This is a genomic window from Proteinivorax tanatarense (genome assembly GCF_040267685.1).
GTDB lineage: Bacteria > Bacillota > Proteinivoracia > Proteinivoracales > Proteinivoracaceae > Proteinivorax > Proteinivorax tanatarense.
Map to the genome: position 1 here is coordinate 2,253,184 of NZ_CP158367.1, position 14,082 is coordinate 2,267,265.

A 14,082-nucleotide genomic window follows, 5' to 3' on the forward strand; every position below is an offset into this window, starting at 1 on the left:
GGTCTTCTATACTTAAAAACATTTTTATAATAGTAGGCCTAGCCTACTATTTATTTGTGTAAAATTTAAATTATATATCAAAGGAAATGGCTTTTTAGGCCATTTCCTTTTTTCTTTAATAATAACCTGATAGAAGTGGATTTTTTAACTTGGAAAGGAGGTTTTTAAAATGATCCCGTTATATTTTGTTGAAAAATTAAAATATAAGGAGAGATTTATATGTCGACAATAGAAATTCAAAACATGTCATTCTATTATAGTAAATTTTATAAAGAGATTTTTAAAGATGTAAATTTGAAATTACATTCTAGTTGGAAGCTAGGGCTGGTTGGCAGAAACGGTAGAGGTAAGACGACTCTTTTAAACCTCATAAACAATGATTTACAGCCTTCCACTGGTAAAATCAAAGTACCACTTAATACTGAAAAATTCCCATTTGCATATAAGGAAAACTACACTAAAACTATAGATATAGTGAAAGAAAATATAGCAAACTATCATCAGCTAGAAAATATAATGACAAAATGCGTCAACAATTGGAACAAGGAAAATTCTAGACTTTACGGCAACGTTATAGAAAAATATGAAAATTTAAATGGATATAGTATAAATTCAATGATTGAAAGAGAGTTTAATTATATCGGCTTAGCTCCTGATACCTTGTATAGAGACTTTAAAAGTTTGTCAGGAGGAGAGAAACAAAAAGCATTGCTGGTGTCTTTGTTTTTGAAAAAAAATAGCTTTTTGTTAATTGATGAACCTACAAATCATTTAGATTTAAAGGGTAGAAAGAATCTATCTAGATATTTATCTCAAAAAAATGGTTTTATAGTAGTATCCCATGATAGAAATTTTTTAGATGGATGTATAGACCATGTGCTATCTATTAACAAAGAAACAATATATCTAGAAAAAGGTAACTTTTCATCTTGGATCTATAACAAAAATATCAAGGAAGGTTTTGAAACTCGCACTAAAAAAAACATCGAAAAACAGGTGAAAATCCTTGAAGAGTCTGCTAACAAAAATAGAAGATGGTCTGCAGATAAAGAGAAGGAGAAAATTGGCTGTAGAGGAAATAAAGGAGCTATTGGCTCTGTCGCTGCACGACTTATGAAAAGAAGTATAAGCATAGAGCGTCGAACAAACCAGATGCTAAAAGAGAAAAAAAACCTCCTTAAAAACTATGAAACTGCAAAAGAACTATATTTATCGCAAAGTAAACTAGAAGAAGATTTATATATTGCTACCAAAGATCTATCTTTTTGCTATGGTGATAAAAAAATTATAGATAAACTTAATTTTAAAGTCTTTAAAGGTGATAGGTTATGGGTTAAAGGCAAAAATGGTTGTGGAAAAACTACACTGCTAAAAATTATATCAGGTGATCTTAAAGGTACTGCAGGAAAAATAGAAAAAAACAGCTTCCTTAATATATCAGTTGGCAATCAAAACCTAAAATGGACACAAGGCTCTCTTAACAATCTTCTAATACAGTCTAAAATTAGTAAAAATAAATTTAGAAACATCTTATCTTATTTTGACTTAGGTGAAGAATACTTTGATAGACCAATAGAAACATTTAGTCAAGGTGAACTAAAAAAAATAGACATAACTAGAGCTCTTTGTACAGATAACCATCTTTTTATTTGGGATGAACCACTAAATTTCATGGACATATTATTTAGAACTCAGCTAGAAGAGGCAATCCTAAAATTCAAGCCTACTATCATCTTTGTTGAGCACGACGAAACTTTTGGTAAAAGTGTAGCAAATAAAATTCTCTCATTAAGATGATTCAACTACTAAAATAGACTAAATCAGTAAAGCCTCATATCTTAATCCTATGAGGCTTTGATTGTTTATTTGACTTATTTATTTTTAGTTATGCATTTTTCTTTAAAAAAATTATATGAATTCCACATCTCTTTTTCATATTCAATCTTATCTCCCTCGAAAGTAATCCCATAAACAAGATGAAAAAATAAAGCTTTCCTTTTATCTATTTCTTGTATTTCTAACAGAGCTTTCTTTCTTATTTCTCCCAGTATGCTCAAAATATCACCATATTCCGGACCATAATGTTGTTTCAGTTGTTCTTTAATTTTTTTAGCTAACATAGGACTTTTACCATCTGTTGAGATTGCTACAGTTAAGTTTCCTTCCCTATGTATTGCCGGAACTAAGAAATCACAAAACTTGGGGATATCAACAACGTTAAGTATAGCTCCAACTCTTTGGGCCTCTATATAACATCTTTGATTGACAGCATAATCATCTGTTGCTACATACACTAAAAAATTTTCATCTAAATCACCATCTTGATAAGGTCTTTTTTTAAGTGTTATTCTTCCTTCTCCAGCCATGTTTTCTATTTCTGTTAATATTTTTGGACTTACTACTTTAACTTGCGCTCCATAATTTAATAGATTTTTAATTTTCCTTAATGCAACTGCCCCCCCTCCCACTACTGTACATTTTCTCCCTTCTATATTTAGCATCACAGGATAATATTTTTTCATCTTTTGCCTCCCCATTCAAACCAAAAATATCATTAAAGACAGCAGCAACTTGTTCCCCTTCTCCTTTTTGACCAGCATTTTTCATATGCAAAATTGGTCTTTTCCACATTTTGTTTGTAATTCGTTTTGCTACTGACTCAATTAACTCTTTTTCATTATCAACTTCAGTAGAATATCTATTAAACAAGATTTGCAACTCTTTTTCTGCTAATTTGTGGGTATAATCTTTTAAAGCTGCTATTGTTGGAAATATTGGAAGGCATCTATACCAGTCCTGGTACTTATCAACGATATTTTCTATCTCCTCTTCAATCTTATCTTTGCATTTTTCTCGATATTTCCTATTTGAATGTACAACCTTTTTCAACTGTTCCATATGGTATAAGCTTACACCTGCTATTTTACCAATATCAGGATCAACATCCCTGGGAAGGGCTATATCAATAATACATACATTTTTATTTATAACTTCTTTTGAAAATTGAGATTTTTTAAGTACATGGCTATTTGCTGCTGTCGCAGTTAAAACAGCAGCAACTTCGTTAATCACGTTATATCTTTCTTCATAAGGTATATATACAGTTTTTTTATGGTTCTCTTGAAATTTTCTCACAGATTTCCCGGTCCTATTACATATAAAAACTATAGCAGCTTTTTTGTCCAACAAATTCTCTATAGACACCCTACTCATTTGACCAAAACCTATGACCAAAATCTTTTCACCTTGAATATTTCCTAAAGTCTGTTCCATTTGTTGTACTGCTATTGTACTGATAGATAAAGGCTTTTGGGAAATTTCTGTTTTTGTTTTTGCTCCTTTAGCAAAAGATACTGCTTCGTTAAACAACCTATTTAATATTTTTTTTGAGTGCTTATTTTCCAGCGCATACACAAATGCATCCTTCACTTGGCCTAAAATTTGGTCTTCACCAAGTACTAGAGAATCTAAACCACAGCTTACTCTAAATATATGGTTTACTGCTTCTCTTTCTTTTTTTATAAAATAGCTTCCTGTTAACTCTCTTTTTCTTAAATTAAAATATCTTTCGAAAAAATCCCTAAACCACTCTTTTGCAGTTTCGGGATTCTTAACAACTGCATATACTTCGCTTCTATTGCATGTAGATATAATTACAGATTCTTCGATAAAATTTGTTTTTCTAAAGTAAGCATAGGCTTCTTCTATTTGACTTTTATTAAATGCCACTCTTTCTCTAACTGCAATATTAGAGGTTTTGAAGGTTACTCCAAAAACAACTATCCTCATACAATCACCCTCATATTGAGAAGTTTTAACGCAAAAAAATGTTTTAATTATATACTCTCTTAAGAATTTTATTAGCTGTTTTTGAATAATATGTTTAGAAACATAAATTTGTCAAAGAAAAGGTGGGATCACTTGTTAAGCATAACAAAATTATTAACAGATTATAGTAATTACGGGGACTCTCTGCGATATCATAACAGTGCTAAAAAAAGCTTTCACGGAACAAGAGAAGGTTTCGGTCCTGTTGTGGCTTGGAATATAACCGGAACTTGTAACTTAAGTTGTGTCCATTGTTACATGGATTCAAAAAAGCAAAAATACGATGGCGAACTTTCCTATAATGAAGCTGAAGAATTCATTCAAGATTTGGCAAGCTTTAAAGTCCCTGTGCTTTTGTTTTCTGGTGGAGAACCATTAATGCGAAATGACTTTTTTAAGCTTTTGTCTTTAGCAAAAAAGCTAAATATTCGTCCTACAGTTTCTACTAATGGGACTTTAATAACCCAAGAGGTCGCTAAAAAACTTAAAAATATTGATGTAGGTTATGTCGGCATAAGCTTAGATGGTATGCAAGAGGCAAATGATAATTTCAGACAAAAAAAAGGAGCTTTTGAGGATGCACTAAAAGGGATTGAAAACTGTGTTTCTGTAGGTCAAAGGGTAGGGCTTAGGTTTACTATGAATCGCCATAACTTTAAAGATCTAAACCTGATTTTTGACCTTGTAGAGAATGCTGATATTAATCGCATCTGCTTCTATCACTTGGTGTATTCTGGACGGGGAAACACGATTAAAAACCAAGGTTTAACCCATGAAGAGACTCGTCAGGCCTTAGATATAATTATAGAACGTACTTTGGATTTTCACCGTAGGGGCCTTAATAAAGAAGTTCTGACAGTTGATAACCATGCCGATGCAATATACCTTTATTTAAAGCTTAAAATGATAGATTCTAACAGAGCCGAAGAAGTTTATAAGCTTATGAAAAATAATAGCGGAAACCGTTCCGGCATAGCCTTTGCAAATGTAGATAATTACGGAAATGTTCACCCCGATCAGTTTACACAACAGTATAACTTAGGCAACGTTAAAGAAAAACCATTTAGTGAGATATGGAAAAATGGCTCTCAACCTATTTTGTCAAGTTTGAGAAATAGAAAGGCTTTACTTAAAGGTCGCTGCACTCAATGTCAATGGCTAGAAGTTTGCAATGGAAACTTTAGAGCCAGAGCAGAGGCGATAACTGGAGACTTTTGGCAATCAGATCCGGGGTGCTATTTAACTGACTGTGAGATTATGTAACCTAAAATGAAATTTCCCCCTATTAGAACATCTCACTTGACAGGCCACTGGTAGTTTCGGGAGGTGCTGTAGAGTTTTTGCCCCTAACAATTGTAAAATTTAAAGGAGGGAATAATCTTGATTATTTCATGGAATACCACTAATCAATGTAATATGTATTGTGACCATTGTTATAGAGAATCCGGGAAAAAAGCTAGTGAGGAGTTAAATACTAAACAGGGAAAAACACTTATAGAGGAAATTAAAAAAGCTGGATTTAAAATCATGATTTTTAGTGGCGGAGAACCTTTTTTAAGAAATGATATTTTTGAACTATTAATCCATGCTAAAAGGCTAGGACTACGACCAGTTCTAGGAACTAATGGCACTCTTATCGATTTAAATACAGCAAAGGAGTTAAAAAACATCGGTGTTATGGGCGTAGGAATTAGCTTAGATAGCTTAAATGAGGAAAAGCATGATAATCTAAGGAAATTTCCAGGGGCCTGGAAAAAGGCAATTGAAGGTATGGAAAACTGTAAAAGCATAGACCTTCCTTTCCAAACCCATACAACTGTAATGGGCTGGAATAACCATGAGGTTGAAAAACTAACAGATTTTTCGTTAGAGATAGGGGCGAAAGCTCATCACTTTTTCTTTTTAGTACCTACTGGCAGGGCTAAAAATATAGAACAAGAATCCCTTCGTGCTAGAGAGTATGATCAGGTCCTTACCAAAATAATGAAAAAACAAAAAGATGTAGACATCGAGCTCAAACCGACCTGTGCTCCCCAGTTTATGCGCATTGCAAAAGAGTTAGGTCTTAAGCCACGCTACAGTCGCGGGTGCTTAGCAGGAATTTCATACTGTATAATAGGGCCTAGTGGACAAGTACAGCCCTGCGCCTATTTAGATCGAGATTTAGGCAATGTAAAGGATACTCCCTTCAGTGAAATCTGGAAAGAAAATAAAATATTAAAAGAGTTAAGAACTATGGACTATACTGGTGGGTGTGGTAGCTGCTCATTTAAAAGAATTTGCGGTGGATGTAGAGCTAGGTCTGCTTACTATAACAACGGTGATTTTATGTCAGAAGAACCTTGGTGTCTATCTCAGCGACGGAAGGGGTATTAGGTGGATTATAAGGACAAAGCAATTTTAAATATCATCCAGCATAATTTTCCAATAAATAATAGACCTTACCTAGAAATTGCCGCTAAACTTGATTTAACGGAAGAAGAAGTTTTAAGTAGAATAGGACGTCTAAAAAATAAAGGGCTTATCAGACGTATAGGGGCAATTTTTGACTCTAAAAAGCTAGGGTATAAAAGTACCTTATGCGCCTTAAAAACTGATAATGAACATGTAGAAAAGGTTTCTAACTTTGTAAATAGTTATCCCGGAGTAACTCATAATTATTTAAGAGATCACCACTTCAATATTTGGTTTACGTTAATAAGCTCTTCAGATGAAGAAATGGAAAGGATTTTAATTGAAATTGAAAAAGCACCTGATGTAATAGATCTTATTAATCTTCCGGCTAAAAAACTTTTTAAGCTAAATGTTAATTTTCAAATCAAGGAGAGAGAATAATGATAATAAGTGATTTAGACAAAAAAATAATAAGGGAACTTCAAGATGATCTTCCCTTATCGCCCCACCCTTTTAAAGACCTTGCTAAAAAGCTTAACGTTCCTGAGTCATTTCTCCTAGACAAAATCCAAAAATATAAAAAAGAGGGCTTTATTAGAAGGGTAGGAGCTGCTGTTAAACATAGAAACATAGGATATAAAGCAAACGCTATGGTAGTTTGGAAAGTAGAATCTCATCTAACTGAGAAAGTAGGAGCTAAAATTGCAAAATTTAGCCAAGTATCGCACTGCTATGAAAGACCCACTCTGCCTCAATGGCATTACAACATATTTTCTATGATTCACGCCAAAAATAAGCAAGAATGCTTTGCTATTGCTGAAAAGATATCTAAATTTGTGGAGGTTGATAAATATCAACTACTATTTAGTACAAAAGAGTTCAAAAAAACTAGCATGAAATATTTCAGTTAGTATTTTTTTCTACTTACTTCAAAAAAACTGACATTTTTGTTAGGTTTTTTAACTCTATTTTCCTGTATGACAACATTATGGGTGGGTTTTGTCATAAACTTTCAGTAGGTTTTCAGACCTCTTTTTAGATCCCTTAGTTAGATATTTATGTTATCATTTGTGCTTTTTCATTTGATAAATTTCTTTAGTTGCTTTTGTTTGTTCATATAAACCTATCTGTATATATCCAATTACGGCACCTACAATAAAACCTGCTATAGAAAATTCGATTATCACAAGACTAAGCAGTGCAGCTGAAAATACTACAATCCATGGAATTAAGTTATTGTCTAAATCTGTATGCTCCTTTAGCATATATCCTAACACCCATACTCCAGCAAAAGTTAGAAGCATTGGATCCTTCATAATATCTACTAAAAGTTCAATCATAATTTGTAAGTCTGAAGGTTCTGGCATGGTACTCCTCTCCCTTATCTTTTTTTACATTTATATTTGTAAAGCTGAGAAGTATACCACAACAGAAATGAAAATAGATATTTCAAGAGGAATCTTTCTTCAAATAACTTTTAACTTCTGCTATTAAAAATCCAATAGCGTGAATGGTTTCCTTCACGCTATTGCTATATTAGTTAGGAGCAATTACACCGCTCATCCTTATAACCTCTATTCCCCTATCTTCTATAGCGGTAATAAGTTCGTTAATACCTACAGAATCAGATGCCATATGACCTGCCACTATTATATTACCTATATTTTGCTTTCTCACTGCTTTAAGTACATTTTCAGGCATATGCATACATACTAATGTTCCAACACCTGCTTCAAAGTAAGCTCTGGCAACTTTTTCTCCTCCATCTGTACCACCAGACATGTTTACAAAAACTTTGCCGGCAAAATCATCTTTAGCGCCTACGCGTATTTTAGGTTTTGCTAAAGTATTTTTATATTCTGGCATTTCTTCTAAAAGCTTAGTAACATCATCTAGTGTTGTTTTTTTATTGTCCCTAAGCCCTTTATCCAAATGATTTTGAACCTTAAAATATCTGTGGGAGTGTGCACCACCATAAATGGCATTTTCAAAAGCTTAGCAGCGGAAGCAACTCTATCATAATTTGCTACATGAAGCCTTCTTTCCACCTGATCTTTTGTTTCTGATACCGCTTTTTGTGCTTTGTTAATTGGCAGCATGGGGAGGGACCTTTGTAATGATGACAAATGTCCTTATACTTTGATATGTGTCCTTTTTTTATAAACATAACCAATAGAAAACTTATATTACTTTACAGGTATATATACGTCCATATAATGAACGCCGTCTTTATCGTATTCTTCTTCAAATGCAATTCTGTTCTCCCATGTTGTGGTTTTATATTCTCCACTATTTACAAACTCCATCAAAATTTCATAACCCTTTGGTATTTTATCAAACGAACTACTGTGGGGATCTGTTATTGTTAAGGTTGCATAGATATCTTCATTAAAATAATCCATTGATACTTTTCCATACTCAGCATTAAAGTTTTCTGGAATAATGTATGCACTAACATAACCGCGGAGTCCATACTGCTCTGTTTGCTGTTTAGAAACAAACGGAAAATCCCAACCTATTCTTCTTGGTATATAATTTTTTAATTTCAGTAGCCCGCTTTCTTTTGCCCATTTATCCATATAAAAAATTGCATCTTGTTCCGGATTAGAACTAATAACTACATATTTCGCAACTTTCATCTTTGGTACTTTTACAATAGCGATTTCACTATATATGTTTTCCATTTTATTATCCCCTCAAATTTATTTGCACTCCCTTATTCGCTCTTATTGCAAACATTTTCCATGGGAACAGGAATAACCCATATTTCCATATAAGCTAGCTCTTCAGTGGCTTTGAAATACTTTTCTACTGAAAAAGGCTGTGTTGTAAGGCCTCGTTTTGCCAACCATGTACCCAATAGATAGTTCATAGCTTTACCCAACGCTGAAGTGGTAAGTTCATCAAAATTTTCCGCTTCAAAACAACATACCACATAATCTGCTGCAGGCAACTCCCATGCAGTTAACTCATTATTGGAAGATGTATTTGATTTAGCTGAACCACCAGCAAAGTAAGTAAATGTCCCCTTCTCTGTATCATCCATCATGGATACCCCAACCTCTATACCATGGGATGACAAACTCGAAATATCGCTCTTACGTTTGTGGAACGAATCCCACAGCTGACCAGGCACATCAACTCCCGCAGCTTCTCCTACTGGCGCTTGCGATATAGACACTTGAGCTGAAAGCCCTATATATTTTTCAGGTACATTCAGCTTCTTTCTCTTTATTTCCAAAACTATACTGTCAGTAATCAGTGGAACATTTTCATCAATCATTGTATAATTTAGCAACAGTTCCGGCTTGGAAATATGATTTAGACGAACAGGAGCAGTCCGATATTTATCCGGTGTCATTCCATACACATCCTTAAAAGAGCGGGTAAATGTTTCGTGGGAAGAAAAACCAAAATCCAATGCAATATCAATAATTCTTTTATCCCCATCCTCTCTCAAAACTTCTGAAGCTTTAGCAAGGCGGCGAAGCTTTATATATTGGTTCACCGTCAATTTTACTAAACGCTTAAATAAGCGCTGAAAATAAAACTGTGAAAGACCAGCCATGTTCGCTAGTGTTTCAATCTTAATTTCTTCAGACATATTTTCCTCAATGTAATCTACCGTTTTTTGTATTTGTTCCCATGCGTGCATTATAAGCACCTCCTTACTAACAAGATACCATCAACCTTTACATTATACTTGACCGCCAATGCCTTTTTTGAAAATCATATTGATATTTTACTTTTTTGTAGCTAAACTGCGCATAAATTCTACAAATTCTCTAGAGTTATCATAAAAAATATAATCTGAAACATAATATTTTTCTTTTAGCGTTTCTGGATTCTTAACCTTTCATACTCCATTTACTTAAAACTATTCCTTCATTTGAACAAGGCTAGCTACGGTATTTTTTATATTAATTATTTCCCAGCTCCATTATACGCTATAACACTAAATATTTCAGCTTTATCCCTTTGAAATTTGAATTTTCTTGCTATAAATCACCTAACTAAAGTCACTGTCAATAAAAGCAACAATAACACAGTTTAATATTTTTTTATGCAATCTTATAAAATCCCACCTAAAGGTTTAAAGTCCGATTATTTTATATCTAACCAACCTCATTCTATTGGGCAGCACTAAATAGGTACTATCTTCCTTTTTACAAATACTTATTCTCACTATAAAAACGACGAAATTTAAACATTGTAGTATTGTAAGCCCCCTATATTTTTGCTAGTTCTTCTAGTGCTTGTGGTTAAATACGAGAAAAATTAATAATATTATCATAAAGTTTTCAAGTATATCATAAAAATATATCTGCTTTACTTGCTTTTTTTCTTTTTTTAAAAGTTTTGCCATTTGTAGAATTGTTTGTGATGGGATATTTCAATTTATTTTATTAAAAAAGAACGGATAGTTTTTTTACTACCCGTTCGACTTATATAACAAATTTATACCTTAAATTCATCTACATAATTGTTCAACTCGTCCGTTAATTGGTTCAATTTTTCACTATCCCCCTTTAATTCTTCAATGTCCTGTTTTTGTTCATTCATCATTGAGGTCGTCTCCTCAGTACTTGCCGTAGTTTCTTCCGATACTGCTGAGATATTTGTTATTGCCTCTAATATCTCAGATTTACTTTGTTCAATTACTTGTGATTTTTCATCTACAACCATCACTTTTTCCTTTAAAGAAATAAAAGAATCATTAATGGTTTCAAAAATCTTTGAGGATTCGCTAATGCTTTTAAATTGTTGTTTTTGAGAGGTGCTAACTTCAGACATTCGCTCCACTGCAGTATTAGAATTTTCCATAACTCTCTTAATAGATTTTGTAATATCCTTCGTCGCGTCCCCTGTTTGTTCAGCTAATTTTCTGATTTCTCCTGCTACTACAGCAAATCCTTTACCTTGTTGTCCTGCCCGTGCCGCTTCAATTGAAGCGTTTAAAGCAAGCAAATTGGTTTGGCCTGCTATATCATCTATTATAGAGGTAATTCCACTAATATTTTCTACTGATTGATTTACTTCATCTACTGCTTGGGAAATATCTTGAGATCTTTCCATTGTAATATGTGTTTTTTCATTAAGATCATTTAATATCACCATGCCTTTAGAAGAAACCTTTTGTGTACTTTCTGCAATCCCTGTAACCTCTTCTATAAGATTTGTCGTGTCATCAATGATTTCTCCGAGCAATGTAGTTTTTATAACAATCTCTTCAATATCTTCTGATTGCTTGCTATGTGCAGCAGCGATTTCTTCTACCACACGATTTACATTGGAAATAGATTGAACACTGTTGTTTGTTACTTTAAACATATTCGTCGCACTCTCATCAACTATTTCTGAAGATTTTTTTACATTATCAATCAATCTTTTCATTTTATCAATCATATGATCAAAATTCTGTGAAAGCGTTCCTATTTCATCCTGTGTATCTAGACCACTATTTTGTGTTAAATCACCTTCTTCCACTTTAGTAATTACCTCTAATAAACGATTAATAGGTGTTTTTATGCTTTTTTGAATAAAATAAATTAAGCCAATAATCAATACTAAAGCTAAACCAATAACGCCCAAGTTTACATAAAGATTTTGTCGATAATCTTGTAGTATTTGTGCTTCTGGAGTTAAATGTACCATGAACCATCGATTATCTTCACTTAAAAACTCAATTGGCACATGAGATATCAGTTGTTCGCCTTGAAACCATGGTGTATCATCAAAATACACAAAAGGTTCTTCTTGTTTTACCATTTTTTTCATAACCGTAGTATTTACTAAGTTATCTTCTTTAATACTATTAAAACTAGATCCAATAACTGCTCCCGACTCTGTAACCATTGCACTTTCAACATCATATATTGTATGAGTAAGATCTTCTTGTAACATTCCTTCTATTTCTGTCAAAGCTACATCTGCAGTTACAACACCAATAAACCTACCTTGATTTAATATGGGGTAAGAGATAGTGAACATCATAATTTCTTCTCCTCCAACCGGATAAAGATACGGATCAGTAACAATTGGTTGCGAGGTTTTTTGAGGAATAATATACCAATCTCCATCTCCTTCTACATCATAACCTTCTAGTGGCTCCACGATCACTTGTTTTTCTTCTAACGAAATATAAGGAATAAACCTTCCTTGTTCATCAGACCCTAGCTCTCTTTGATTTCGATACATTCGATCATTTTGGTCAAAAGCATTAGATTCAAATCCAATTCCATGTCCGACAATACTAGGATTTTGTTTTAAACTTGTTGCTAATAGTTCAATTGCTCCTTCACGGCTAAGTTCTTGACGTTCAATTAATTTTCCAAAGTCTTGCGCATAACCCTGAACTAATGCTTCAATTCGTTGAAATTCTCGCTCATATTCTGCTGATTGTAAAATAGTTTCTGATAAGCTATTATCCTTTGCTCTTTCAATATCACTATTACGCATTGTTAAGATAAAGTTTGATTGCAATATTAAATTTATACCAACAATCACTACTGCTAGTAAGACCACTTTATGAATTAGTTTCATATTCTTAAACATCTGTTATACTCCTTTGTTCAATCAATTATGTACTCTTTAGCTCATTATCTAACTTGCTATCAAATTTCACCCTTGATCGCAAAAAAACATCAAGTTTAATTTCATTAAGGAGCCCCCTAATTATTCTTGATGCTTTCATGCTTCTATTTTTCTTGAAGTTCTAACCCCGATAAGCTTCTTGATAGATCTTTTCTAACTCTTTTGAAGTCACTTTTTTGGGGTTACCCCCTGTACAAATATCTTCTAATGCAATTTCTGACATTTCTTTTAATACACACTGAAAATCTTTTTCTTTCACACCTACTTCACTAATCGTTTGAGGAATGTTCATCGCCTCTTTTAAAACATTGATTCCCTTGATTAAACTTTTCATTCCTTGTTCATTTGTTGTAGCCGGAAACCCAATTTTCTCAGCTAAATGAGCATATTTACTCATAATTAAAGGATTTTCTTTACTATTAAATTCAATAACATAGGGAAGCAGTAAAGCATTACTTCTACCATGAGGAATCTTAAAATAGCTACCCAGACTATGAGCTAAGCTATGGTTAATCCCAAGACCTGCATTGTTAAAAGCTATCCCTGCCATACAAGAGGCATTATGCATTTTTTCTCTTGCTTCTAAGTCCCCTCCATTTTCATAAGCCTTTAATAAATATTCAAATACAATGGATACACCTTTTTCTACTAACCCATCCGTAAAATCAGATGCTTCTTTTGCTACGTACGCTTCTAAACAATGAGTTAAAACATCGATACCAGTATCTGCAGTAATTCCCGACGGAATGCTTTTAGTGAATTCTGCATCTAAAATAGCTACATCCGGAACCATCAAATCGTCTACAATAGGAAATTTCTTTTGTTTTTCTTTATCCGAAATAACTGAATACGATGTAACCTCAGAACCTGTACCACTAGTTGTCGGAATTGCAATAAAGTGTGGCTTTTTTATTTTCTCAATACCCATAAGATTTTCTTTCATTTTGAGGCAAAAAAACATGATTGCTTTGGCTGCATCAATGGCTGATCCACCACCTACTGCAACTAGTACCGTAGGTTTGTTTTTAATAATATGCCTTAATCCTTTATAAACAATATCAAAAGAGGGATCAGGTTCTACTTCAGAAAATATTTCATATTTTACATCAATGTTTTTGAAAATATCTGTAACTTTATTAACCATTTTCAATTCTAACATTGTGGAATCTGTAACAATACATACTTTTTCTCCTTTTAACTCTTCTAAAAGCTTTAAAGACCCCATGCCTTGTACAACTTCTGTTTTCTCCTTGAATTTTTTCATTT

General features: G+C 33.1%; 14 protein-coding genes. 5 read left to right on the plus strand and 9 right to left on the minus strand.

Annotated elements, in window-relative coordinates; translation table 11 throughout:
• Nucleotides 1–219 precede the first annotated feature (219 nt).
• Nucleotides 220–1,797, plus strand: coding sequence for a ribosomal protection-like ABC-F family protein (abc-f, locus tag PRVXT_RS11080; RefSeq protein WP_350342935.1), 1,578 nt, complete (start codon nt 220–222; stop codon nt 1,795–1,797).
• A gap of 74 nt (nt 1,798–1,871) precedes the next feature.
• On the opposite strand, the gene PRVXT_RS11085 is transcribed toward abc-f, so the two are convergent.
• Together PRVXT_RS11085 and hemA are read right to left on the minus strand one after the other, a co-directional pair.
• Complete coding sequence (locus tag PRVXT_RS11085) at nt 1,872–2,522, minus strand: precorrin-2 dehydrogenase/sirohydrochlorin ferrochelatase family protein (RefSeq protein ID WP_350342936.1); 651 nt, start codon at nt 2,520–2,522, stop codon at nt 1,872–1,874.
• On the minus strand, nt 2,434–3,789 hold the full coding sequence (gene hemA / locus PRVXT_RS11090) for a glutamyl-tRNA reductase (RefSeq protein WP_350342937.1): 1,356 nt from the start codon (nt 3,787–3,789) through the stop codon (nt 2,434–2,436). The genes PRVXT_RS11085 and hemA overlap by 89 nt, the downstream gene beginning before the upstream one ends.
• A 132-nt stretch (nt 3,790–3,921) precedes the next feature.
• Between hemA and nirJ1 the strand changes: the two genes are divergently transcribed.
• The 4 genes from nirJ1 to ahbB all read left to right on the plus strand — a co-directional run bounded on the left by nirJ1 (nt 3,922) and on the right by ahbB (nt 7,133).
• The gene (nirJ1, locus tag PRVXT_RS11095; RefSeq protein ID WP_350345152.1) at nt 3,922–5,091 is read left to right on the plus strand and encodes a putative heme d1 biosynthesis radical SAM protein NirJ1; all 1,170 of its coding nucleotides are present in this window, start codon (nt 3,922–3,924) and stop codon (nt 5,089–5,091) included.
• A gap of 117 nt (nt 5,092–5,208) precedes the next feature.
• A complete protein-coding gene (nirJ2, locus tag PRVXT_RS11100; RefSeq protein ID WP_350342938.1) occupies nt 5,209–6,204 on the plus strand; it encodes a putative heme d1 biosynthesis radical SAM protein NirJ2 in 996 nt (331 codons plus the stop codon).
• Complete coding sequence (gene ahbA, locus PRVXT_RS11105; protein WP_350342939.1) at nt 6,205–6,663, plus strand: siroheme decarboxylase subunit alpha; 459 nt, start codon at nt 6,205–6,207, stop codon at nt 6,661–6,663.
• Nucleotides 6,663–7,133, plus strand: coding sequence for a siroheme decarboxylase subunit beta (gene ahbB / locus PRVXT_RS11110; RefSeq protein WP_350342940.1), 471 nt, complete (start codon nt 6,663–6,665; stop codon nt 7,131–7,133). The genes ahbA and ahbB overlap by 1 nt, the downstream gene beginning before the upstream one ends.
• 153 nt (nt 7,134–7,286) lie before the next feature.
• On the opposite strand, the gene PRVXT_RS11115 is transcribed toward ahbB, so the two are convergent.
• The 7 genes from PRVXT_RS11115 to PRVXT_RS11145 form a co-directional block, all read right to left on the minus strand.
• Nucleotides 7,287–7,589 carry a phage holin family protein gene (locus PRVXT_RS11115; RefSeq protein WP_350342941.1) on the minus strand — a complete coding sequence of 101 codons (303 nt, stop codon included), beginning with the start codon at nt 7,587–7,589 and terminating at the stop codon, nt 7,287–7,289.
• Nucleotides 7,590–7,758: 169 nt separating this feature from the next.
• Nucleotides 7,759–8,154 carry a hypothetical protein gene (locus PRVXT_RS11120; RefSeq protein ID WP_350342942.1) on the minus strand — a complete coding sequence of 132 codons (396 nt, stop codon included), beginning with the start codon at nt 8,152–8,154 and terminating at the stop codon, nt 7,759–7,761.
• Nucleotides 8,115–8,321 (minus strand): hypothetical protein, encoded by a 207-nt coding sequence (locus PRVXT_RS11125; RefSeq protein ID WP_350342943.1) that lies wholly within the window; start codon nt 8,319–8,321, stop codon nt 8,115–8,117. Before PRVXT_RS11125 ends, PRVXT_RS11120 begins: the two co-directional genes overlap by 40 nt.
• A gap of 87 nt (nt 8,322–8,408) precedes the next feature.
• Complete coding sequence (locus PRVXT_RS11130) at nt 8,409–8,906, minus strand: hypothetical protein (RefSeq protein WP_350342944.1); 498 nt, start codon at nt 8,904–8,906, stop codon at nt 8,409–8,411.
• A gap of 32 nt (nt 8,907–8,938) precedes the next feature.
• Nucleotides 8,939–9,877: an AraC family transcriptional regulator gene (locus PRVXT_RS11135; RefSeq protein WP_350342945.1), complete on the minus strand. Its 939-nt coding sequence runs from the start codon at nt 9,875–9,877 to the stop codon at nt 8,939–8,941.
• Between the two features lie 803 nt (nt 9,878–10,680).
• Entirely contained in the window at nt 10,681–12,777 is a 2,097-nt protein-coding gene (locus tag PRVXT_RS11140; RefSeq protein WP_350342946.1) for a methyl-accepting chemotaxis protein, read from the minus strand.
• A gap of 160 nt (nt 12,778–12,937) precedes the next feature.
• Nucleotides 12,938–14,080, minus strand: coding sequence for a 1-propanol dehydrogenase PduQ (locus PRVXT_RS11145; RefSeq protein ID WP_350342947.1), 1,143 nt, complete (start codon nt 14,078–14,080; stop codon nt 12,938–12,940).
• Between the last annotated feature and the right edge of the window lie 2 nt (nt 14,081–14,082).

Coding starts and splice junctions, on each gene's coding strand:
- abc-f (WP_350342935.1), top strand. CDS start 220: ATGTCGACAATAGAAATTCAAAACATGTCATTCTATTATAGTAAATTT.
- PRVXT_RS11085 (WP_350342936.1), bottom strand. CDS start 2,522: ATGAAAAAATATTATCCTGTGATGCTAAATATAGAAGGGAGAAAATGT.
- hemA (WP_350342937.1), bottom strand. CDS start 3,789: ATGAGGATAGTTGTTTTTGGAGTAACCTTCAAAACCTCTAATATTGCA.
- ahbB (WP_350342940.1), top strand. CDS start 6,663: ATGATAATAAGTGATTTAGACAAAAAAATAATAAGGGAACTTCAAGAT.
- PRVXT_RS11115 (WP_350342941.1), bottom strand. CDS start 7,589: ATGCCAGAACCTTCAGACTTACAAATTATGATTGAACTTTTAGTAGAT.
- PRVXT_RS11125 (WP_350342943.1), bottom strand. CDS start 8,321: ATGCTGCCAATTAACAAAGCACAAAAAGCGGTATCAGAAACAAAAGAT.
- PRVXT_RS11130 (WP_350342944.1), bottom strand. CDS start 8,906: ATGGAAAACATATATAGTGAAATCGCTATTGTAAAAGTACCAAAGATG.
- PRVXT_RS11135 (WP_350342945.1), bottom strand. CDS start 9,877: ATGCACGCATGGGAACAAATACAAAAAACGGTAGATTACATTGAGGAA.
- PRVXT_RS11140 (WP_350342946.1), bottom strand. CDS start 12,777: ATGTTTAAGAATATGAAACTAATTCATAAAGTGGTCTTACTAGCAGTA.
- PRVXT_RS11145 (WP_350342947.1), bottom strand. CDS start 14,080: ATGAAAAAATTCAAGGAGAAAACAGAAGTTGTACAAGGCATGGGGTCT.